Genomic DNA, 21876 nt, shown 5'->3' with positions numbered 1-21876 from the left:
TTTTGGGTACAGTCACATGAAGAATCAGGAGAAAACCCTCGGTGAGCGTCAAGCTGATGGCTGTTTACTATGCACATTTTTGAAACACGCTTGATTCTTTTCAACACTGTACAAAACACGTACGGAATGACAAGGAGGTGGTCATTTCTTGTTCAATGTTTCACGTTTTAAAAAAAGAAGGGGTGAGAAGTAGGTACATGTCAGATTACAACTATGTAGAGGTGCTTCAAAAATCCATTTTGTTTTACGAAGCCCAGCGTTCCGGAAAGCTTCCTGAAAGCAATCGTCTTAACTGGCGAGGGGATTCTGGACTAGAGGATGGGAAAGATGTTGGTCATGATTTAACAGGCGGCTGGTACGATGCTGGTGATCATGTGAAGTTCGGGCTTCCGATGGCTTACTCGGCAGCCGTGCTTGCATGGACAGTCTATGAGTACCGAGAAGCTTACGAAGAAGCAGAGCTGCTTGATGATATGTTAGATCAAATCAAGTGGGCAACCGATTATTTTTTGAAAGCCCATACAGGTCCAAATGAATTTTGGGCACAAGTAGGCGATGGGAACGCGGATCATGGCTGGTGGGGTCCAGCAGAAGTGATGCCGATGAACCGGCCAGCATTTAAAATTGATGAACATTGTCCAGGAACAGAAGTAGCCGCCCAAACGGCAGCCGCTTTAGCAGCAGGTTCAATTATTTTTAAAGAAACAGACGCGCCTTATGCAGCAAAGCTTCTCACCCATGCAAAGCAGCTTTATGCATTTGCTGACCAATATCGCGGTGAGTATACAGATTGTGTCACCAATGCTCAGCCATTTTATAATTCCTGGAGCGGCTATATTGATGAGCTCATTTGGGGTGGAATATGGCTGTACTTGGCGACAAATGACCAGACCTATTTAAACAAAGCACTAAAAGCAGTAGAAGAATGGCCGAAGGATTGGGATTATACGTTTACGATGTCGTGGGACAATACCTTTTTTGCTTCGCAAATTTTACTTGCGAGAATCACAAAGGAGAAAAGGTTTATCGAATCGACGGAGCGTAATCTCGATTACTGGTCGACGGGTTTTGTTCAAAATGGAAAAGTAGAAAGAATCACTTATACGCCTGGCGGACTAGCGTGGTTAGATCAATGGGGTTCACTTCGTTATACAGCAAATGCTGCATTTTTAGCGTTTGTGTACGCAGATTGGGTCTCTGATCAAGAAAAAAAGAATCGATACCAAACGTTTGCGATCAGGCAAACACACTATATGTTAGGGGATAATCCGCAAAATAGAAGCTATGTCGTTGGGTTTGGCAAAAATCCGCCGATGCATCCACACCATCGAACTGCACATGGCTCATGGTCTAATCAGCTGACAACTCCTTCTTCTCATCGGCACACGCTTTATGGAGCGCTTGTTGGGGGGCCTAATGCACAGGATCAGTATACCGATGACATCTCTGACTATGTATCAAACGAGGTAGCAACAGACTATAATGCCGCCTTTACTGGAAATGTAGCCAAAATGGTGCAGTTGTTTGGTCAGGGGCAGTCAAAGCTGCCGAATTTTCCGCCTAAAGAAAAAGTGGAAGATGAGTTTTTTGTAGAGGCAGCTGTCATGAGTAACGATACAACATCTACTCAGATCAAAGCCATTCTATACAATCGATCAGGCTGGCCGGCAAGAAGTAGTCAATCACTTTCTTTTAGATATTATGTCAATCTAAGTGAGATATTTGCGAAGGGATTCACTGATAAAGATATTCAAGTGACAGCTGTTTACAATGAAGGCGCTTCCTTAACTCCGTTAACGGTGTATGACGCATCATCCCATATCTATTTTACAGAAATCGATTTTACTGGCGTAGCTATTTTTCCAGGAGGTGAATCGCTTCATAAGAAGGAAATACAGTTCCGGTTATCTGCGCCAAATGGTGCGAATATATGGGATGCCTCAAATGATTATTCCTTTCAAGGATTAACATCCAATATGCAGAAAACAGCGAGAATTCCTGTTTTTGATCAAGGTATTTTAGAATTTGGTACGCTTCCGAATAAATAAATATAAAGGGTGAGGACATGACAAATAAAGAACGGTTTTTAACGCTTTATCATCAAATGAAAAACGATGCGAATGGATATTTTTCAAAAGAAGGCATTCCGTATCATTCCGTTGAGACACTCATTTGTGAGGCACCTGATTACGGGCATATGACCACTTCAGAAGCTTACAGCTATTGGTTATGGCTTGAAGCATTGTATGGTCACTACACAGGCGATTGGAGCAAACTAGAAGCGGCTTGGGATAATATGGAGAAGTTTATCATTCCAGTAAACGAAGATGGACATGACGAACAGCCGCATATGAGTTCTTACAATCCATCTAGCCCAGCCACATACGCTTCAGAAAAACCATATCCAGATCAATATCCGAGCCAGTTGACGGGTGCTCGCCCTGCTGGTCAAGATCCAATTGATCATGAACTGAGGTCAACTTACGGAACGAATGAAACGTATTTAATGCACTGGCTTCTTGATGTAGACAACTGGTATGAATATGGGAATTTTCTCAACCCATCACATACAGCCGCATATGTAAACACATTTCAGCGGGGTCCGCAAGAATCCGTATGGGAGGCCATCCCTCATCCATCACAAGATGATAAAACAGCCGGAAAGCCCAATGAAGGTTTCATGAGCTTGTTCACAAAAGAAAATCAAGCGCCAGCCGCCCAGTGGCGCTACACAAATGCGACGGATGCTGATGCACGTGCGATACAGGCAATGTATTGGGCAAAGGAACTTGGCTATAATGGGTCAGCCTATCTTGATAAAGCGAAAAAGATGGGTGATTTCCTTCGTTACGGAATGTACGATAAATATTTTCAAACAATTGGAAGCGGCAAACAAGGTAATCCGTATCCTGGAAATGGAAAAAGTGCATGTCATCACTTAATGGCATGGTACACCTCTTGGGGCGGGGGACTTGGAGAATATGCGAATTGGTCATGGCGTATCGGAGCGAGCCATTGTCATCAAGGGTATCAAAACCCAGTCGCTGCCTACGCTTTATCCTCAGATAAGGGAGGCTTAAAGCCATCGTCACCGACTGGTGCAAGTGATTGGGAAAAGACGTTAAAGAGACAGCTTGAATTTTACGTCTGGCTTCAATCAAAAGAGGGAGCGATTGCAGGAGGTGCTACCAACAGCTGGAATGGAGACTATAGCGCTTATCCAGCAGGAAGAAGCACATTTTATGATATGGCTTATGAAGATGCGCCTGTTTACCATGATCCTCCGTCCAATAACTGGTTTGGAATGCAAGCATGGCCGATTGAGCGTGTAGCAGAGCTTTATTATATCTTTGCAAAAGATGGCGACAAAACATCTGAAAATTTCCAAATGGCCAAATCTGTCATCACAAAATGGGTCAACTATTCACTAGATTATATTTTTATTGGCACTCGTCCTGTGTCGGATCAAGATGGGTATTTTTTAGATGGTCAGGGTCAAAGGATTCTAGGGGGGACAAATGTTGCTGTTGCTACGACGAGTGCACCTGGAGAGTTTTGGATTCCTGGGAATATAGAATGGAGCGGTCAGCCTGACACTTGGAGCGGATTCCAATCTGCAACAGGTAATCCAAATTTAACGGCAGTTACAAAAGATCCTACTCAAGATACTGGTGTACTGGGCAGTCTCATCAAAGCACTCACATTCTTTGCTGCTGCAACACAGAAAGAGACAGGAAACTACACAGCACTTGGCATAAGAGCAAAAGAGACAGCGGCACAGCTCCTTGAGGTTGCTTGGAATTACAATGATGGTGTAGGGATTGTGACAGAGGAAGACAGAGAAGACTACCACCGTTTCTTTAAAAAAGAAGTGTACTTCCCAAATGGCTGGAACGGAACATTTGGTCAAGGAAATCAGATCCCTGGTTCCAGCACCATTCCTTCTGACCCGCAGCGAGGAGGTAACGGAGTGTATACGAGCTTTGCAGATCTTCGTCCGAAAATCAAGCAAGACCCAGCTTGGTCAGCACTGGAGAGTAAATATCAAGCATCTTTTAATGAAGCAACAGGCAAATGGGAAAACGGAGCGCCAAGTTTCACCTATCACCGTTTCTGGTCGCAAGTTGATATGGCTACGGCTTATGCAGAATACCATCGTCTCATAAACGAATAGAACGTAGTACAGCTGCCGGCTTTTTTAGTCGGCGGTCTTCTCATAAGATAAATGAAGTGAAAGCAAAGGTGATGTCATTATGGTTAAAAAGAAAGAATTTATGAATCATTCATCGAATGGCGGATCACAGGAACAAGAAGATCAAAGCTGGAGAAAAGAAGCAAATGATCGAATCTTACAACATAGACAAAGAGAGCTTGTCATAAATGTCATCGATAAAGAAAAAAAGCCCTTAGCCGGAATAGAGGTTGAAATAAAACAAATCAGACATGAATTTGCATTTGGTTCAGCAATGAATGACCAAGTACTATTCAATCAAACGTATGCTGATTTTTTTGTCCAACATTTTAATTGGGCTGTGTTTGAAAATGAGGCAAAATGGTATGCAAATGAGCCTGAACGAGGGAAAATAACCTACGAAAAAGCAGATGCCATGCTGAATTTTGCCAATAGACACCAAATTCCAGTGAGGGGGCACGCCTTATTTTGGGAAGTAGAGGATGCCAATCCAAACTGGCTGAAATCATTACCGAATCATGAAGTATATGAAGCCATGAAAAGGCGGCTTGAACATGCAGGGAATCATTTTAAAGGAAAATTCCGTCATTGGGATGTAAACAACGAAATGATGCATGGCTCATTTTTTAAAGACCGGTTTGGGAAACAGATTTGGAAATGGATGTATGAAGAAACGAAGAAAATTGACCCTCAAGCCTTGCTGTTTGTCAATGATTATAATGTAATCTCATACGGCGAACATCACGCATATAAAGCACATATCAATGAACTTCGTCAGTTGGGGGCACCAGTTGAGGCCATTGGAGTTCAAGGTCACTTTGCAGATCGAGTGGATCCAGTCGTTGTAAAAGAAAGACTAGATGTGCTTGCTGAGCTTGGTCTACCGATATGGGTGACAGAGTATGACTCTGTTCATCCGGATGCCAATAGACGAGCGGATAACTTAGAATCTTTATATCGGGTAGCCTTTAGTCACCCAGCCGTAAAAGGTGTGCTGATGTGGGGATTTTGGGCAGGTGCTCATTGGAGAGGTGAGCACGCAGCCATCGTGAATCATGATTGGTCGTTAAATGAAGCAGGCAGGCGTTATGAAAAGCTTCTACAGGAGTGGACGACACAAAGAGTGGAAAAAACAGATGCGAATGGCCAAGTGACATGTCCAGCGTTTCACGGGACGTATGAGGTTCGAATTGGTGAAGAAAGTAAAATGTTGCAGCAGCAGACGATTGAACTTGACTCAGCTAAACAAACACCACTTCAACTAGATATCATCGTACCAGTAGAATAAGAGATTGTGAGGAGAATGGAATGAAAAAATGGGTTCAACGGGTGGCTTGTTTTATGCTGCTGATCACTTTATGGGCGGGTTGGTTCACTCTGACCGTAAAGGCCTCCTCCTATGTGCAAACATCTGGTACACATTTTGTATTGAACAACCACCCATTTTACTTTGCTGGCACAAATAATTATTATTTCCATTACAAATCAAAAAAGATGGTAGATGCTGTTTTTGACGATATGAAGGCAATGGATTTAAAGGTTATTCGTATTTGGGGATTTCACGATGGTACCCCTCAAGAAAACTCAGTCTTACAATCTCGTCCAGGTGTTTATGAAGAATCCGGTTTTCAAAAACTAGACTATGCGATTTATAAAGCAGGGCAGGAAGGAATCAAGCTGGTCATCCCACTCGTGAACAATTGGGATGACTTTGGCGGGATGAATCAATATGTGAAGTGGTTTCAGGCAGGGTCACATGATCACTTTTATACAGATCCTCGGATTAAAACAGCTTACAAAAACTATGTGCGCTATGTATTAGAGAGAACCAATACGTACTCAGGTGTTCAATATAAAGATGATCCTGCTATTATGACATGGGAGCTCGCCAATGAGCCGCGCGCTCAGTCAGACCCTTCGGGAGATATACTAGTAAACTGGGCAGATGAAATGAGTGCATGGATCAAATCAATCGACTCGAATCATCTTGTTGCTGTAGGAGACGAAGGGTTCTTTCGCATGACAGGTCATGATGATTGGTTTTACAGTGGAGGAGAAGGTGTTGATTGGGATCGTTTGACTGCTCTCCCTCATATTGATTATGGAACCTATCATTTATACCCAGATCACTGGAATCAGTCTGCTGCATGGGGAGTGAAATGGATCAAAGATCATATCACCCGAGGAAACGCAATCGGAAAACCTGTTGTATTAGAAGAGTTTGGCTATCAAAATCAAGCAGCCCGTCCTGATGTATATGATAGCTGGCTGAAGACAATTGAACAGCTCGGAGGCGCAGGTAGCCAATTTTGGATTTTAACAAGCATTCAAGACGATGATTCCCTCTACCCGGATTATGATGGTTTTCGAGTTTTAAAGGAGAGCCGGGAGGCAGGAATTATTCGTGAACACGCCAAAAGAATGAATGAAAAGAACTGATGAAGAATGCCTGTTTATAAGGAACTTCATTTGCATAAAAAAATTGGATATGGTATAGTTTTTATGGAAATGCTAACGATTACCGAGACAAGAGTGGGGAAACCCGCTCTTTTGTATTGAACAGGCAATTTTTGTCTCGACATTATTCATCCGTTTTCTGCTCCCCCTGCTCACAATAAAGCAGGGTTTTTATGCAGAATGATTGATAAGAGCGTTTATCGAAAGCACAAGGAGGAAGAGAATGAGCAAAAAAGTAGTGGATATCGTAAGCGACATGGTGCAGCCAATTTTAGATGGCTTACAGCTTGAACTCGTTGATGTTGAATTTGTCAAAGAGGGTCAAAACTGGTTCCTTCGCGTATTTATTGACTCTGATAAAGGCGTCGATATCGAGGAGTGTGCCAAAGTGAGCGAAGCCTTGAGCGAAAAGCTTGATGAGGCAGATCCAATTAGCCAAAACTACTTTCTTGAAGTGTCCTCTCCTGGAGCGGAGCGCCCATTAAAGAAAAAAGCTGATTTTGAAAAAGCACTTGGAAAAAATGTTTTCATGAAAACATACGAACCAATTGATGGTGAAAAGGCATTTGAAGGTGAGCTTACAAGCTTTGATGGTGAGATTGCAACAGTGACAGTGAAGATCAAGACAAGAAAGAAAGAGATCAATATTCCATACGAAAAAATTGCTAACGCAAGATTAGCAGTTTCGTTCAATTAACCTTTTCATTGATATAAGGGGGAACCATAAAAATGAGTAGTGAGTTGTTAGATGCCCTGACTGTTCTTGAGAAAGAGAAGGGCATTAGTAAAGAAATTATTATTGAAGCGATAGAAGCTGCACTCATTTCTGCATACAAGCGTAATTTTAATCAAGCACAAAATGTGCGTGTTGATTTAAACCGTGAAACGGGAACGATTCGCGTATTCGCAAGAAAAGATGTTGTAGATGAAGTGTATGATTCTCGCCTTGAAATCTCTGTAGATGATGCAGCAAATATCAACCCGAATTACATGGTTGGTGACGTGGTTGAAATTGAAGTCACACCAAAAGATTTCGGACGCATTGCAGCTCAGACAGCGAAACAAGTCGTGACGCAGCGAGTGAGAGAAGCAGAGCGAGGTGTGATTTACACTGAGTTTATCGATCGTGAGGAAGACATCATGACGGGAATCGTTCAGCGAATTGACAGTAAATTCATTTACGTGTCACTTGGCAAAATCGAAGCCCTTCTTCCGGTCAACGAACAAATGCCAAATGAGGACTACAAACCACATGACCGCATTAAAGTGTTCATTACGAAAGTAGAAAAAACAACAAAAGGACCACAAATTTATGTATCAAGAACACACCCAGGTCTTTTAAAGCGTTTATTTGAAATCGAAGTGCCAGAAATTTATGATGGTACTGTAGAGCTTAAATCTGTCGCTAGAGAAGCAGGGGACCGTTCTAAAATATCTGTTCGTACAGATGATCCTGATGTTGATCCAGTTGGTTCTTGTGTAGGACCTAAAGGTCAGCGTGTACAAGCAATTGTCAATGAGCTGAAAGGCGAAAAAATTGACATTGTTCATTGGTCTAATGACCCTGTTGAATTTGTTGCCAATGCGTTAAGTCCATCAAAAGTTCTTGATGTCATTGTAAATGAAGAAGATAAGGCGACAACTGTCATTGTCCCTGATTATCAGCTGTCATTAGCCATTGGCAAAAGAGGTCAAAATGCGCGTCTTGCAGCGAAATTAACGAGCTGGAAGATTGACATTAAAAGCGAAACAGATGCAAGAGAACTCGGTATTTTCCCAAGAACTGAAGACTCTGAATCTCTTTTCTTAGAGGCTGAACCAGTAGCTGAGGAATCTGACGAATAAGAGGTGATATAAAAGGTGAAAAGCCGAAAAAAAATCCCGCTTAGAAAATGCGTCGTGACGGGAGAAATGAAACCAAAGAAAGAACTGATTCGCGTTGTTCGTTCAAAAGAAGGTGAAGTGTCTGTTGACGCAACCGGAAAAATGAACGGGCGCGGCGCTTACCTTTCTCTCGATAAAGAAACCATTCTTGCGGCGAAGAACAAACGTAGTTTACAGCAGCAATTTCAGACACAGATTGACGAACACATTTTTGAAGAATTACTAGAACTAGCTGAAAAGGTGAAAAAACCGAATGACTGAATCTGAATGGTATCCTTTGCTTGGTCTAGCAAATCGAGCTCGTAAAGTCGTGTCAGGAGAAGATCTGGTGATCAAAGAAATTAGACATGCGCGTGCTAAGCTGGTTCTTCTTGCAGCAGATGCCTCATCCAACACAGAGAAAAAGGTATCTGACAAATGCAAATTTTACAATGTTCCGGTTAGAAAAGTTGAAGACCGTTCCGTTCTCGGACGTTCTATAGGGAAGGAAGCTCGCGTAGTTGTCGCTGTCACTGACCAAGGCTTCGCTAAGAAGCTCATAAGCTTGCTCGATTAATTTATTTGGGGGTGAACGAATGGCTAAAGTGAGAGTATATGAATACGCAAAAGCCATAGATGTTTCAAGTAAAGATATTATAGCAGCGCTTAAGGATATGAACGTGGAAGTGAACAACCACATGGCGACGCTTGAAGACGACACTGTGAAAAAGCTAGACGCTATCTATAAAAAAGCCAAAGCAAAAGCAAAAGAGACAGCTAACGAGAAACCCGCAGAACAAAAAAAACAATCATCTAACAAAAACAATGATAGAAAGAAGAATGACGTGCAGAATAATCAATTTAATAAAAACAAAAAAAACAACAACCAAAACAAAAACAAAAATAAACGCGGCGGCAACAACAAGGCGCAGCATCAGCAAGCAAGACCTGTGAAGCCGAAAAAAGAGCTTCCTGAAAAAATTGAATTTACAAATTCAATGACAGTCGGCCAGCTTGCTGACGAGCTTGGCAAAGAAACTGCTGAAATCATCAAAAAACTGATGATGCTTGGTGTCATGGCTACGATCAACCAAGAGCTCGACAAAGATACAGTCGAATTAATTGCTTCTGAATATGGTGTTCCAGTAGAAGAAGTCATCATTTTAGAAGAAACTGAACTTGAAAAGTATGAAGTTGAAGATAAAGAAGAAGATATGCAAGTACGCCCTCCAGTCGTAACGATCATGGGACACGTTGACCACGGGAAAACAACGCTTCTTGACAGCATTCGTAAAACGAAAGTTGTTGAAGGCGAAGCGGGTGGAATTACGCAGCATATTGGTGCATACCAAATTGAAGAAAACGGCAAGAAAATCACGTTCCTTGATACACCAGGACACGCAGCTTTCACTACGATGCGAGCACGCGGTGCTGAAGTAACAGATACGACGATCTTGGTCGTTGCAGCAGATGACGGTGTCATGCCGCAAACGATTGAAGCGATCAACCACGCAAAAGCGGCAGAGGTGCCAATCATTGTGGCTGTCAATAAAATTGACAAACCAACAGCGAACCCTGACCGCGTGATGCAGGAATTAACTGAGCATGGTCTTGTACCTGAGGCTTGGGGCGGCGAAACCATTTTCGTTCCTTTATCTGCAAAAACAGGTGAAGGCATTGACGAATTGATCGAAATGATCCTTCTTGTCAGCGAAGTAGCAGAACTAAAAGCCAACCCAAATCGTGCGGCAAAAGGAACTGTGATCGAGGCTGAGCTTGATAAAGGAAGAGGTTCTGTTGCAACCCTTCTCGTTCAAACTGGTACACTTCAAGTAGGTGACCCAATCGTTGTCGGAAATACATTTGGCCGTGTACGTGCAATGGTCAATGACATCGGACGCCGCGTGAAAACAGCAGGACCATCTACACCTGTTGAAATCACTGGTTTAAATGATGTACCGCATGCAGGGGATCAGTTCCTCGTATTCAAAGATGAAAAAACAGCTCGTCAAGTCGGTGAGGCGCGTGCGTCTAAACAACTTGATGAACAGCGTTCAGACAAAGCGAAATTATCTCTCGATGACCTATTTGAGCAAATCAAACAAGGTGATGTGAAAGATATCAACTTAATCGTAAAAGCAGACGTACAAGGTTCTGCTGAAGCACTGACGGCAGCTCTTCAAAAAATTGAAGTAGAAGGCGTCAAAGTGAAAATCATCCATACGGGTGTTGGAGCGATTACAGAATCTGATATCATTTTAGCAAGTGCTTCTAATGCGATTGTGATCGGATTTAACGTACGTCCTGATGGCAATGCGAAGAGCACAGCTGAAACAGAAAACGTAGATATTCGCTTACACCGCATCATCTACAAAGTCATCGATGAAATTGAAGCTGCAATGAAAGGGATGCTTGACCCTGAATATGAAGAAAAAGTCATCGGTCAAGTTGAAGTTCGTCAAACGTTCAAAGTATCAAAAATCGGTACAATTGCTGGTGGCTATGTCACTGAAGGTACCATTACTAGAGACAGTGGTATCCGCTTAATTCGTGATGGCGTCGTCATCTTTGAAGGTGAAGTCGACGTATTAAAACGATTCAAAGACGATGTGAAAGAAGTTTCACAAGGCTATGAATGTGGTATTACCATTAAGAAATACAATGATATCCGTGAAGGTGATGTCATGGAATCATTCGTTATGCAAGAAATCGAAAGAAAATGATCGGTTATACCGAGTGTGAGTGTATGATCTATGATGCATCCTCACTGAAGGAAAAACGTGCGGTTCTGCAGCGTATCATGACAAGAACGCGCCATAAATTCAATGTGACCATTGCTGAAATGGACTATCAGGATACATGGCAGCGTACTTCGATCGGAATCGCCGTCATTTCCTCCTCCCGGGTTCAAGTGGAAAAGGAACTTCAGCGTGTGTTAAGCTTTATTGATTCTTTTCCGGAAATTGAACGAACGATCACGAAAACTGAGTGGTTTTAATTAGAGGTGATAAGATCATGAGTATGAGAGCAACCCGTGTGGGTGAGCAAATGAAAAAAGAATTAGGCGACATCCTTGGCAGAAAGCTAAAAGATCCAAGAATCGGCTTTTTGACTGTAACGGATGTTGAAGTATCCGGTGATTTGCAAATTGCTAAAGTCTATATTTCTGTTCTTGGCGACGAGAAGAAAAGAGAGGAAACCTTAAAAGGCCTTGCAAAGGCGAAAGGGTATATCCGCTCTGAAATTGGCAATCGAATCAGACTTCGCAAAACACCAGAGCTTCACTTTGAATTCGATGAGTCTGTAGACTACGGTAACCGAATTGAAAGCCTGATTGCTGAACTAAACACAAAAGATCACGAATAAGACGTTGAAATAAGGATAGGCGATGATCGTCTGTCCTTTTTCATCGTTTATGAAAGGAGAGAACGCAGGTGCAAAACGGTGTTCTTTTATTACATAAAGAAAGAGGCATGACCTCTCACGACTGTGTGTTTAAAGTGAGAAAGATTTTACACACAAAAAAAGTGGGACATACAGGGACACTCGATCCAGAGGTTTCAGGTGTTCTGCCTATTTGTATTGGACGAGCGACAAAAATTGTGGAGTACTTAACAGATAAATCGAAAACGTATGATGCGGAAATCACCATTGGATTTTCTACAACGACAGAAGACCAAACAGGTGAAGTAGTAGAAGAAAAAAAGGTGCCGGTACCGATGTCAGAAGATGACATTGATGCTGCGTTGAAACAATTTGAAGGAACCATTGAACAGATCCCTCCGATGTTTTCTGCTGTGAAAATTGGCGGAAAAAAGCTCTATGAATATGCGAGGCAAGGCATTGAAATTGAACGTCCAAGCCGTGAAATTACCATTCATCGCATCGAGCGGACAACACCTGTCACATTTGAAAATGGTAAAGTATCATTTAGATTCACCGTACTGTGTTCAAAAGGCACATATGTGAGAACGTTAGCCGTCGATATCGGAAAAAAACTTGGGTTTCCAGCCCACATGTCTCACCTCATTCGCATAGGATCTGGTGACTTTACGTTAGATGAATGTATCACTCTTGATGAGTTGCGGGAGATCAGCGAGAAAGGAACGGTTGAGGAACATCTTGTGCCGATCGAGCGTGCGCTCAATCATTTGCCGAAATGGGAGATAAATGATACATTAGCAAGTAAAGTGGAAAACGGTGCAGTCCTACCTATGCCTGATGAATTTGCTCATTTTGCAGAGGAAGATCGTGTCGCTGTCTTTGCTCCTTCAGGCCGTTGTATGGCGATTTATATGAAACACCCGACCAAACAGAACCTGATGAAGCCGGCGAAGATTTTATCACAGGACAAGCAATCTTAAAGAAAAGGTGACCATCTCGTGAAGACTATACATATTTCACACCCACATACATTGAATCAAAAGGATCAAGTCCCGTCTGTGATGGCTTTAGGGTATTTTGACGGTGTTCACCTCGGACACCAAAAAGTGATTGATGCAGCGAAAAACATTGCGGAAAAAGAGGGTTTAGCTCTAGCTGTCATGACTTTTCATCCGCATCCATCACATGTTCTGCAAAAAGCACGTGAACCAAAAGACTTAATCACACCGCTTGAGGATAAGATTGATTTTATCGAACAATTAGGTGCTGACTACTTATACATTGTGCAATTCAGCGAAAGCTTTGCAGCACTGTCTCCTCAAGACTTTGTCGATCAATATTTGGACGAACTGAATGTGAAGCATGCAGTCGCTGGTTTCGATTTTACATTCGGCCGGTTTGGCGCAGGCACAATGGAAACGTTTGACGAATACGGGAAAGGGCGGATTGCTGCGACCATTGTACCTAAGCTTTCCAACCAAGACCGGAAAGTCAGCTCAACCCTTATACGTTCCGCATTGAAAAATGGAGACGTTGAATATGTGAGTGAGCTTTTAGGGAAACCGTATCAGCTTCGAGGCATTGTGATTCATGGAGATAAACGAGGACGCACGATTGGCTTCCCAACCGCCAATGTTGGTTTATCTGCTGAATACATCATCCCGCCAACAGGCGTATATGCAGTGAGAGCGGAAGTGAAAGGCAAGGTGTATGACGGTGTTTGTAACGTTGGCTACAAACCAACATTTTATGAAAAACGTCCTGATCAGCCTGCGATTGAAGTGAACCTTTTTGATTTTAACGAAGAAATTTATGGTGAACCGATTAAATTACAGTGGTACAAACGGATTCGCAGTGAACAAAAATTTAACGGTATCCAAGAATTAACGGCTCAAATTAGTCAAGATAAAGAAGAAGCGATTCAGTTTTTTCAAAATCATCTTCATTAAACAAAAAAATCACAGAAAAACCACTCTATCATTTGCAAAATCGGCATATTTTTAGTATGATAATTCCTGTAGCTTTAAAACCACTTACTTGGCAGGCCGACTTCACCGACGGTTGCGAGGTAGATGGGGCTAACATGATTTGGAGGTGAAACAGGATGGCTATTACTCAAGAGCGTAAAACTCAATTAATTAATGAGTTCAAAACACACGAATCTGATACTGGATCTCCAGAAGTTCAGATCGCTGTCCTAACAGAATCAATTAACAACTTGAACGAGCATTTACGTACTCATAAGAAAGATCACCACTCACGTCGCGGTCTTTTGAAAATGGTAGGTAGACGTCGTAATCTTCTTACGTATCTACGTAATAAAGACGTAACTCGTTACCGTGAGTTAATTAACAAACTAGGCTTACGTCGATAATCGTAAAAAGCGGGAGGATTCCCGCTTTTTTATCGTATAATCACTAATATTTTATGGTTAAAATGTTGAAAGAATGGCAAAAACCCTTCTACATACAGCTTTCACATTGATATGTGAAAATCATTTTGTTCATAATAAGAAATAACCTAAAAACTTTACGACAAGAGAGGAGTTTATCTCAGAATGGGACAAGAGAAACAAGTCTTCACCATAGACTGGGCTGGACGTCAACTGACAGTTGAAACTGGCCAGCTTGCAAAGCAAGCAAACGGAGCGGTTCTCGTACGCTACGGAGATACGGCTGTGCTTAGCTCAGCAACAGCATCTAAAGAACCAAAACCACTTGATTTTTTCCCGCTCACTGTAAACTACGAAGAAAGATTATATGCAGTTGGTAAAATTCCTGGTGGTTTCATTAAAAGAGAAGGCCGCCCAAGTGAAAAAGCAATCCTTGCGAGCCGCTTAATTGACAGACCGATTCGTCCACTATTTGCAGACGGATTTAGAAATGAAGTACAAGTCATTAGTATTGTCATGAGTGTGGATCAAGATTGTTCATCTGAAATGGCTGCAATGTTTGGCTCATCTTTAGCTTTATGTGTGTCTGACATTCCATTTGAGGGACCAATCGCTGGCGTGACAGTAGGACGAGTAGATGGAAAGCTCATCATCAACCCAAATGTTGAGCAGCTTGAACAAAGCGATATCAACCTTGTTGTAGCTGGAACAAAAGATGCAATCAACATGGTAGAAGCTGGTGCTGATGAAGTACCAGAAGAAACAATGCTTGAAGCCATCATGTACGGCCATCAAGAGATCAAACGCTTAATCGAATTCCAAGAAGAAATTGTAAAAGCTGTCGGTAAAGAAAAAATCGATATTCCTTTATATGAAGTCGATCAAGCATTAGCAGAGGAAGTAAAACAACTTGCTGAAGCGGATCTACTGAAAGCGATTCAAGTACATGAGAAGCATGCTCGTGAAGATGCCATCAGTGCTGTGAAAAAAGCTGTCGTTCAAAAATTTGAAGAAGAAGAGCGTGACGAAGCAACGATTAAACAAGCGAAGGATGTCTTAAACAAGCTTGTGAAAAACGAAGTTCGCCGCCTTATTACTGAAGAGAAAGTACGTCCAGATGGACGCGGCGTCGATCAAATACGTCCACTTTCTTCAGAGGTAGGACTTCTTCCAAGAACGCACGGTTCAGGATTGTTTACAAGAGGCCAAACACAGGCACTCAGTATTTGTACATTAGGTGCACTTGGTGATGTACAGATTCTTGATGGTCTTGGTGTTGAAGAGTCTAAGCGATTCATGCACCATTATAACTTCCCGCAATTCAGTGTTGGTGAGACCGGCCCAATGCGTGGTCCAGGACGTCGTGAGATTGGACATGGTGCGCTAGGCGAACGTGCATTAGAGCCAGTCATTCCATCTGAAAAAGATTTCCCTTATACGGTTCGCCTTGTGTCTGAGGTGTTAGAATCAAACGGTTCTACTTCACAAGCAAGTATTTGTGCGAGCACACTTGCGATGATGGATGCAGGTGTTCCAATTAAAGCACCAGTTGCAGGGATTGCAATGGGACTTGTTAAATCTGGTGAATACTACACAGTGCTGACAGACATTCAAGGAATGGAAGATGCACTTGGAGATATGGACTTTAAAGTAGCAGGTACATCTAAAGGTGTAACAGCGCTTCAAATGGACATTAAAATCGATGGTCTATCAAAAGACATTTTAGAAGAAGCACTTCAACAAGCGAAAAAAGGAAGAATGGAAATTTTAGATAGCATGCTGTCAACGATTCCAGCTTCTAGAGGAGAATTGTCACGTTATGCACCAAAAATCTTAACGATGACAATCAATCCAGATAAAATTCGCGATGTCATTGGACCAAGCGGTAAACAAATCAATAAAATCATTGAAGATACCGGTGTGAAAATTGATATTGAACAAGACGGTACAATCTTTATCTCTTCTACTGAAGAAGACATGAACCAAAAAGCGAAGAAAATCATAGAAGATCTTGTCAGAGAAGTTGAAGTTGGCCAACTTTACTTAGGTAAAGTAAAACGAATTGAAAAATTCGGTGCCTTCCTTGAAATCTTCAGCGGCAAAGATGGACTTGTTCATATTTCTGAGCTTGCACTTGAACGTGTTGGCAAAGTAGAAGATGTCGTGAAGATTGGTGACGAACTACTCGTCAAAGTCACTGAGATCGATAAACAAGGCCGTGTAAACCTTTCCCGTAAAGCTGTTTTACGTGAAGAAAAGGAAAAAGAAGAAAAGCAGTCTTAATGAGAACAAATAAAATGTGTTAGAAGCCAGGTATCCGTGCCAGGCTTCTTTCTTTTCTTGCGCGTAACAATAGTTCTAGCTTGTTTCTCCCCATCATAATTTGTGGTAAAGGGGAGGGACAACCATTGAAAAAAACGATACCATTCTTTGTGTTTGTATTTTTACTGCTCGTGTCATATCAAACGATGAAGCAGCCGGCTGCTGTTACATATATGAATTCAATGAAAGAGCACGCCGAGGTAGCATCTGTTTCAAAAGATATTCTGTATCAAGAGATCGAATCGAAGTCTTCTGACTATGAAGAGAAGCCGCAAAATGCTAAGATTGATAAAGTGTGGAAAAAGATGCCTGGTTTAAATGGACAGACAGTCGATATCGATGCTTCTTACGAAAAAATGAAAAAACAGGGCTCTTTCGATGAAAAGCTGCTTGTTTTTAAAGAAACAAAACCATCTGTCCATTTACATGAACTTGGTGCTGAACCTATCTATAAGGGACATCCAGACAAAAAGATGAATGCATTCCTGATCAATGTAGCTTGGGGCGACGATCATTTAACAAAGATGTTGAATACACTAGAAAAGCATCAAGTGAAGGCAACCTTTTTCTTAGAAGGCAAATGGGTGAAAAACAGTCCAGACCTTGCTAAAAAAATCGTGGCAGATGGTCATGAAATTGGAAATCATTCATACAATCACCCGGATATGCGCACACTGACAAGAGAACGAGCATTAGAGCAGATGATTAAAACAAATCGCCAAATTGAAGAATCCCTTGGGAAAAAACCGATATGGTTTGCGCCTCCAAGTGGCAGCTTTAAAGAAGAAACAGTAAAGCTTGCGAAACAAGAAGGAATGGAAACCATTATGTGGACAGTAGACACGATCGACTGGCAAAAACCATCACCAGCTGTATTACAAAAACGAGTGCTTGGGAAAATTCACAATGGGGCGATGATATTAATGCATCCAACAGACGCAACAGCGAGAAGTCTTGACGCACTTATCATTCAAATCAAAGAAAGAGGATATGAATTAGGAACGGTTTCTGACCTCCTAAGTGAAAAAAGACATCCGTGATGCGATCTGTTTGTTGAATAGGAGGAGCAAAACTTGGTCAAAACGTATACATGCCAAAACGGAGTAAGAATTGTACTTGAAAACAATCCCACTGTAAGGTCTGTCGCCATTGGTGTCTGGATTGGAACAGGTTCTAGACATGAGACACCAGAAGTAAATGGGATCTCACACTTTTTAGAGCATATGTTCTTTAAAGGAACAAAGACGAGATCTGCACGTGATATCGCAGAATCCTTTGACCGCATTGGTGGTCAAGTGAATGCCTTTACGTCAAAAGAATATACTTGCTATTATGCAAAGGTACTTGATTCACATGCTGGGTATGCCCTCGATGTGTTGAGTGACATGTTTTTCAACTCTGCTTTTGACGAAGAAGAGCTGAAGAAAGAAAAAAATGTGGTCTATGAAGAAATTAAAATGTATGAAGATACTCCTGATGACATCGTTCATGATTTGTTAAGTAAAGCCATTTACGGTGATCATTCATTAGGTTATCCGATTTTAGGGACAGAGGAAACACTCTCTACTTTTAACGGTGATTCCCTTCGAAAATATATGGACGAATTCTATACGCCGGATCGCGTCGTCATCTCTGTTGCAGGGAACGTCGATGACACCTTCATTCGTGAGGTCGAAACATTATTTGGCTCGTATGAAGGAAAGGGGAAAAAGCAGCCTGTCGAAGCCCCGCAATTCCACTATGACAAACTGACACGCAAAAAGGAAACAGAACAAGCGCACCTTTGCATGGGCTTTAACGGACTTCCTGCTGGAGATCAGGGCATCTATGACTTAATCGTCTTAAATAATGTTCTAGGCGGTAGCATGAGCAGCCGGTTGTTCCAAGACGTAAGAGAAGATAAAGGACTTGCGTATTCTGTATTCAGCTATCATAGTTCATTTGCAGATAACGGAATGCTGACGATCTATGGTGGAACTGGAGCGAAGCAGCTGAACCTGCTATCTGAAACCATCTTACAAACATTAGACGTCTTAAAACGTGAGGGAATTACGCAGAAAGAACTTGAAAACTCTAAGGAGCAAATGAAAGGCAACCTCATGCTTAGTCTTGAAAGCACAAACAGCAAGATGAGCCGAAATGGTAAAAATGAATTACTCCTTGGCAAACATCGTACGCTTGATGAAATTATTGATGAAATCAATCGCGTCTCATTAGACGGCGTGAACAATTTATCGAAAAGAATCTTTACAGAAGATTATGCTCTCTCGCTTATTAGTCCAACGGGTGATCAGCCATCATAATGTAAACAACACGGCAGACTTCTAAAGAGGTCTGCCGTTTATTGTATACCAAGAAGAAAGGGGCTCTGCGTTCATGAAACACGAAAAACTGAAACAGCTATCTCCGCTTCTTAAACAAGCCATCTCTTTCCGGCCGATGACATCTGGATTTTCGGGAGACCGCACCTTTTTGGTCACAACGCCTAGTGAAAAGCTAGTACTCAAGCTATCAGACATTCAGAAATATGCCAGTTTGAAAAAGAAAGCGTCCATTCAGCAGAAGTTAAAAAATCGAGGCGTTATTTGTTCTGAAGTGATGGAGGTCGGAGTGAGTGCTGAACAAAACTGTACCTTTCGTATTTTTCCATTTATCGAAGGAGAGATTGCTAGAGCATCTATTCATCTGCTCACAGAAGAAGAGCAGTATGAAATCGGAAGGCGGGCAGGCAGAGACTTGAGTATCATGCATACATGCGATGCCCCTTTTTATGCAGCCCCCTGGGATAAGAAGGTATTAGCGAAACATGAACGGTATGTACATGCCTATCAATCAAGCGGAGTGACCTTTTCCCATGATCAGTTCGTATTAGATTTTATTCAGTCACATGCTGATGCGGTAAAAGGGAGGCCAAACCAGTTCCAGCATGATGATTTTCATTTAGGGAATATCATTATACAGCGTCATCAATATGCTGGGGTGATCGACTTTGATCAATCCGACTGGGGTGATCCGATTCATGACTTTTATAAACTGTCTTTATTTAGTCGAGAAAGCAGCATTCCATTTTCAGCCGGGCAATTGGATGCCTATTTAAGCACCACGCAGGTAACACGTAATTTTTGGCTTCTTTTTTCCATGTATACAGCTATGAGTTGCTTTTCTTCTATTGTTTGGACGTTATCCCATGATCCGGGACATGTAAAAGATATGGTGAATCGAGTGGAGAGAATACTGTCAGACCATAATCGTTTTACTCAACTTATACCAGTTTGGTATGTAGATAGGCTTCATTCGTGACCTATAGAATGGCCCGGTCTATTCCCCCTCAGTGCTGCATATATGATATGGAAGGGGAGTGATGCGATTTTGAGGCTGAGTGAGCTGTCAGGAAAAGAGATCGTCGATATTAAAAGAGCGGAGCGGCTTGGCGTGCTTGGACAAACCGACCTTGAAATAAATGAACAGGACGGTCAAATTACAGCACTCATCATACCTTCCGTCAAATGGTTTGGCTTTCGAAAACAAGGAAATGACATCCGCGTTCCGTGGAATCACATTCAAAAAATAGGATCAGATATGATCATTCTCGATGTGCCTGAAGAACTTCAGCCGCACGGAGAAAAAGAGCACCCATCATAAAAGGGTGCTCTTTTTCTTTTCTCTTCCCGATTTGTTCACAGGCTGAATCCTCTCCTCATATGCTGAAAGGGAGATTCGGAAAATATTACAGACTTTTTTAAATAAAGAAGGTGAACGGTCAGTATGTTGAGCGGTTTAACGGTTGCGGTGATCGGGGGAGATGCTAGGCAGCTTGAAATCATTCGCAAGCTGTCACAGCAGCATGCCAAAGTGTGTTTGGTCGGTTTTGATCAGCTGGATCATGGATTTATTGGTGCTGAAAAGCTGAAAATGTCAGAGCTTCCATTTGAGCAGGTAGACAGTATGATCCTTCCGGTATCAGGTGCTACAGACGAAGGGGTCGTTGCCACCGTTTTTTCAAATGAGAAGGTCGTGCTAGAAGCTAAATATTTAGAAAGAACCCCTGCACATTGTACCTTGTACTCAGGTATTTCTAATATGTACTTAGACAATATGGCAAAGCAGGTGAACCGGAAGCTTGTGAAGCTGTTTGAGCGAGATGATATTGCCATATATAACTCTATTCCAACAGTTGAAGGGATTATCATGATGGCTATTCAGCAAACGGACTATACGATTCATGGGTCACATGTCGCTGTTCTCGGACTTGGTCGAACAGGGCTCACCATTGCCCGCACATTTCGGGCGCTAGGTGCGGAAGTGAAAGTTGGTGCTGCGGATACAGCCCATTTAGCGCGAGCCTTTGAGATGGGACTTGATCCATTTTCAATGGACCGTTTAAAAGATGAAGTAACGGATGTCGACATCATCATCAATACGATTCCAAGCTTAGTATTAGATTCATCTGTCATCGTCAGCATGACACCAAAGACACTCATTTTGGATATCGCCTCCCGCCCAGGTGGAACAGACTTTGACTTTGCACAAAAGCATGGAGTGAAGGCACTTCTTGCACCAGGACTTCCAGGGATTGTGGCACCAAAGACAGCCGGGCAGATCATTGCAAAAGTGCTTTCTGGGCTCTTATGTGAACTTGCGGAGGAAAAAAGGGGGATGAAATCATGACTACACTAAAAGGGAAAAGAATCGGCTTTGGTTTAACAGGTTCTCACTGCACGTACGAAGCCGTTTTTCCGCAAATCGAATCACTCGTGAAAGAAGGGGCAGAAGTGCGTCCTGTCGTGTCATATACGGTGCAAAATACGAATACGAGATTCGGAGAAGGAGCGGACTGGATTGAGCGGATTGAGAAGCTGACAGGATTTCAAGCGATTGACTCAATCGTCAAAGCAGAGCCACTCGGACCAAAACTTCCACTTGATTGTATGGTCATTGCACCTTTAACAGGCAATTCAATGGCGAAATTTGCAAATGCACTGACAGACAGTCCAGTCTTAATGGCTGCTAAGGCGACCATTCGTAATCACCGCCCTGTCGTTTTAGGCATTTCCACCAATGATGCATTAGGTTTAAATGGTACAAATCTCATGAGACTCATGTCGACAAAGAACATTTTCTTTATTCCATTCGGCCAAGATGATCCATTCAAAAAACCGACTTCCATGGTAGCGCATATGGATCTACTGACGAAAACGGTAGAAGAGGCGCTCGAGCATAGACAAATTCAGCCCATTTTAATTGGAGCAAACGAATAATAGATTCA

21 protein-coding genes are annotated in these 21876 nt (G+C 42.3%); all 21 read left to right on the top strand.

Going from position 1 to position 21876, the window contains the following annotated elements; all coding sequences use genetic code 11:
* Positions 1 to 155 precede the first annotated feature (155 nt).
* Positions 156 to 2048, top strand: a complete 1893-nt coding sequence (locus ACRRMM_RS06030) for a glycoside hydrolase family 9 protein (protein WP_017359075.1) — start codon at positions 156 to 158, stop codon at positions 2046 to 2048.
* Between the two features lie 17 nt (positions 2049 to 2065).
* A complete protein-coding gene (locus ACRRMM_RS06025; protein ID WP_428828934.1) occupies positions 2066 to 4174 on the top strand; it encodes a glycoside hydrolase family 48 protein in 2109 nt (702 codons plus the stop codon).
* Positions 4175 to 4253: 79 nt separating this feature from the next.
* Positions 4254 to 5480, top strand: coding sequence for an endo-1,4-beta-xylanase (locus tag ACRRMM_RS06020; protein WP_428828935.1), 1227 nt, complete (start codon positions 4254 to 4256; stop codon positions 5478 to 5480).
* A gap of 20 nt (positions 5481 to 5500) precedes the next feature.
* The gene (locus ACRRMM_RS06015; RefSeq protein WP_428828936.1) at positions 5501 to 6631 is read left to right on the top strand and encodes a glycoside hydrolase 5 family protein; all 1131 of its coding nucleotides are present in this window, start codon (positions 5501 to 5503) and stop codon (positions 6629 to 6631) included.
* A 241-nt stretch (positions 6632 to 6872) separates the two neighbouring features.
* Positions 6873 to 7346, top strand: a complete 474-nt coding sequence (gene rimP / locus ACRRMM_RS06010; RefSeq protein ID WP_008344744.1) for a ribosome maturation factor RimP — start codon at positions 6873 to 6875, stop codon at positions 7344 to 7346.
* A 32-nt stretch (positions 7347 to 7378) separates the two neighbouring features.
* Positions 7379 to 8494, top strand: coding sequence for a transcription termination factor NusA (gene nusA / locus ACRRMM_RS06005; RefSeq protein WP_007499530.1), 1116 nt, complete (start codon positions 7379 to 7381; stop codon positions 8492 to 8494).
* Between the two features lie 15 nt (positions 8495 to 8509).
* Positions 8510 to 8794, top strand: coding sequence for an RNase P modulator RnpM (rnpM, locus tag ACRRMM_RS06000; RefSeq protein ID WP_008344742.1), 285 nt, complete (start codon positions 8510 to 8512; stop codon positions 8792 to 8794).
* Positions 8787 to 9089 (top strand): YlxQ family RNA-binding protein, encoded by a 303-nt coding sequence (locus tag ACRRMM_RS05995; RefSeq protein ID WP_007499528.1) that lies wholly within the window; start codon positions 8787 to 8789, stop codon positions 9087 to 9089. The genes rnpM and ACRRMM_RS05995 overlap by 8 nt, the downstream gene beginning before the upstream one ends.
* 19 nt (positions 9090 to 9108) lie before the next feature.
* Positions 9109 to 11235, top strand: coding sequence for a translation initiation factor IF-2 (gene infB / locus ACRRMM_RS05990; RefSeq protein WP_428828937.1), 2127 nt, complete (start codon positions 9109 to 9111; stop codon positions 11233 to 11235).
* Positions 11232 to 11510 carry a DUF503 domain-containing protein gene (locus ACRRMM_RS05985; protein WP_017359071.1) on the top strand — a complete coding sequence of 93 codons (279 nt, stop codon included), beginning with the start codon at positions 11232 to 11234 and terminating at the stop codon, positions 11508 to 11510. Before infB ends, ACRRMM_RS05985 begins: the two co-directional genes overlap by 4 nt.
* 17 nt (positions 11511 to 11527) lie before the next feature.
* Positions 11528 to 11878 carry a 30S ribosome-binding factor RbfA gene (gene rbfA / locus ACRRMM_RS05980; protein WP_007499525.1) on the top strand — a complete coding sequence of 117 codons (351 nt, stop codon included), beginning with the start codon at positions 11528 to 11530 and terminating at the stop codon, positions 11876 to 11878.
* 68 nt (positions 11879 to 11946) lie between these two features.
* Positions 11947 to 12876, top strand: coding sequence for a tRNA pseudouridine(55) synthase TruB (gene truB, locus ACRRMM_RS05975; protein WP_008344736.1), 930 nt, complete (start codon positions 11947 to 11949; stop codon positions 12874 to 12876).
* A gap of 18 nt (positions 12877 to 12894) precedes the next feature.
* Positions 12895 to 13845, top strand: a complete 951-nt coding sequence (gene ribF / locus ACRRMM_RS05970) for a bifunctional riboflavin kinase/FAD synthetase (RefSeq protein WP_025207344.1) — start codon at positions 12895 to 12897, stop codon at positions 13843 to 13845.
* Between the two features lie 155 nt (positions 13846 to 14000).
* On the top strand, positions 14001 to 14270 hold the full coding sequence (rpsO, locus tag ACRRMM_RS05965; RefSeq protein ID WP_008354438.1) for a 30S ribosomal protein S15: 270 nt from the start codon (positions 14001 to 14003) through the stop codon (positions 14268 to 14270).
* A 183-nt stretch (positions 14271 to 14453) separates the two neighbouring features.
* Positions 14454 to 16571, top strand: a complete 2118-nt coding sequence (pnp, locus tag ACRRMM_RS05960; protein ID WP_007499522.1) for a polyribonucleotide nucleotidyltransferase — start codon at positions 14454 to 14456, stop codon at positions 16569 to 16571.
* A gap of 125 nt (positions 16572 to 16696) precedes the next feature.
* The gene (locus tag ACRRMM_RS05955) at positions 16697 to 17650 is read left to right on the top strand and encodes a polysaccharide deacetylase family protein (protein ID WP_428828938.1); all 954 of its coding nucleotides are present in this window, start codon (positions 16697 to 16699) and stop codon (positions 17648 to 17650) included.
* 33 nt (positions 17651 to 17683) lie between these two features.
* Entirely contained in the window at positions 17684 to 18913 is a 1230-nt protein-coding gene (locus ACRRMM_RS05950; protein WP_007499520.1) for a M16 family metallopeptidase, read from the top strand.
* 73 nt (positions 18914 to 18986) lie between these two features.
* The gene (locus tag ACRRMM_RS05945; RefSeq protein ID WP_046526659.1) at positions 18987 to 19910 is read left to right on the top strand and encodes an aminoglycoside phosphotransferase family protein; all 924 of its coding nucleotides are present in this window, start codon (positions 18987 to 18989) and stop codon (positions 19908 to 19910) included.
* Positions 19911 to 19979: 69 nt separating this feature from the next.
* Positions 19980 to 20252 carry a YlmC/YmxH family sporulation protein gene (locus tag ACRRMM_RS05940; protein ID WP_008344726.1) on the top strand — a complete coding sequence of 91 codons (273 nt, stop codon included), beginning with the start codon at positions 19980 to 19982 and terminating at the stop codon, positions 20250 to 20252.
* Positions 20253 to 20375: 123 nt separating this feature from the next.
* Positions 20376 to 21278 carry a dipicolinic acid synthetase subunit A gene (dpaA, locus tag ACRRMM_RS05935; RefSeq protein WP_428828939.1) on the top strand — a complete coding sequence of 301 codons (903 nt, stop codon included), beginning with the start codon at positions 20376 to 20378 and terminating at the stop codon, positions 21276 to 21278.
* Positions 21275 to 21868 carry a dipicolinate synthase subunit B gene (dpaB, locus tag ACRRMM_RS05930; RefSeq protein WP_008344723.1) on the top strand — a complete coding sequence of 198 codons (594 nt, stop codon included), beginning with the start codon at positions 21275 to 21277 and terminating at the stop codon, positions 21866 to 21868. Before dpaA ends, dpaB begins: the two co-directional genes overlap by 4 nt.
* Positions 21869 to 21876: the final 8 nt, after the last annotated feature.

The organism is Bacillus sp. XT-4, from assembly GCF_050864245.1.
Lineage (GTDB): Bacteria > Bacillota > Bacilli > Bacillales > Bacillaceae > Bacillus > Bacillus altitudinis.
This window is presented reverse-complemented; position numbering and strand designations above follow the sequence as displayed.

Bases quoted from the DNA above. Each gene is read 5' to 3' on its own strand.
- ACRRMM_RS06030 (WP_017359075.1), top strand. From the start codon at position 156: ATGTTTCACGTTTTAAAAAAAGAAGGGGTGAGAAGTAGGTACATGTCA.
- ACRRMM_RS06025 (WP_428828934.1), top strand. From the start codon at position 2,066: ATGACAAATAAAGAACGGTTTTTAACGCTTTATCATCAAATGAAAAAC.
- ACRRMM_RS06020 (WP_428828935.1), top strand. From the start codon at position 4,254: ATGGTTAAAAAGAAAGAATTTATGAATCATTCATCGAATGGCGGATCA.
- ACRRMM_RS06015 (WP_428828936.1), top strand. From the start codon at position 5,501: ATGAAAAAATGGGTTCAACGGGTGGCTTGTTTTATGCTGCTGATCACT.
- rimP (WP_008344744.1), top strand. From the start codon at position 6,873: ATGAGCAAAAAAGTAGTGGATATCGTAAGCGACATGGTGCAGCCAATT.
- nusA (WP_007499530.1), top strand. From the start codon at position 7,379: ATGAGTAGTGAGTTGTTAGATGCCCTGACTGTTCTTGAGAAAGAGAAG.
- ACRRMM_RS05995 (WP_007499528.1), top strand. From the start codon at position 8,787: ATGACTGAATCTGAATGGTATCCTTTGCTTGGTCTAGCAAATCGAGCT.
- infB (WP_428828937.1), top strand. From the start codon at position 9,109: ATGGCTAAAGTGAGAGTATATGAATACGCAAAAGCCATAGATGTTTCA.
- ACRRMM_RS05985 (WP_017359071.1), top strand. From the start codon at position 11,232: ATGATCGGTTATACCGAGTGTGAGTGTATGATCTATGATGCATCCTCA.
- rbfA (WP_007499525.1), top strand. From the start codon at position 11,528: ATGAGTATGAGAGCAACCCGTGTGGGTGAGCAAATGAAAAAAGAATTA.
- rpsO (WP_008354438.1), top strand. From the start codon at position 14,001: ATGGCTATTACTCAAGAGCGTAAAACTCAATTAATTAATGAGTTCAAA.
- pnp (WP_007499522.1), top strand. From the start codon at position 14,454: ATGGGACAAGAGAAACAAGTCTTCACCATAGACTGGGCTGGACGTCAA.
- ACRRMM_RS05945 (WP_046526659.1), top strand. From the start codon at position 18,987: ATGAAACACGAAAAACTGAAACAGCTATCTCCGCTTCTTAAACAAGCC.
- dpaA (WP_428828939.1), top strand. From the start codon at position 20,376: ATGTTGAGCGGTTTAACGGTTGCGGTGATCGGGGGAGATGCTAGGCAG.
- dpaB (WP_008344723.1), top strand. From the start codon at position 21,275: ATGACTACACTAAAAGGGAAAAGAATCGGCTTTGGTTTAACAGGTTCT.